Origin of the sequence: Streptomyces sp. NRRL F-6676, from assembly GCF_000725625.1 — a bacterium.
In the GTDB taxonomy this organism is placed as follows: Bacteria; Actinomycetota; Actinomycetes; order Streptomycetales; family Streptomycetaceae; genus Streptomyces.
Genome location: NZ_JOHS01000151.1, coordinates 1 through 274, shown reverse-complemented (window position 1 = coordinate 274; position 274 = coordinate 1). Strand labels below are relative to the sequence as shown.

At 67.5% G+C, this 274-nt stretch carries 1 protein-coding gene; it reads left to right on the top strand.

The window, feature by feature from the left end; genetic code table 11:
- Positions 1 to 22: 22 nt before the first annotated feature.
- On the top strand, positions 23 to 274 hold a 252-nt coding region (locus tag IO29_RS31400; RefSeq protein WP_030383546.1), incomplete at its 3' end, for an alpha/beta fold hydrolase.

Sequence of the window (274 nt, the reverse complement as noted above, 5' to 3'; positions counted from 1 at the left end):
CAAGCCGGAGGGTCCGCAGAGCATGGCGGACACGGGGCGGATTCTGACGGGGGTGATCAACCGGGTTGCGGGTGATTCTCCGGTGGTGTTGGCGGGCCACTCGCTGGGTGGTCTGATCGCTGCGCGGTATGCGCCGGATCACCGGGACAAGGTCAAGGGTCTGGTTCTGATGGATGCGACGTCGTCGACGACGTCGGCGGATGTGACCCGGGTGATTCCGGAGTCGGCGACGGGGGATGCGGGGGATCTGCGGGCGCAGACGGTGGCGGTGATG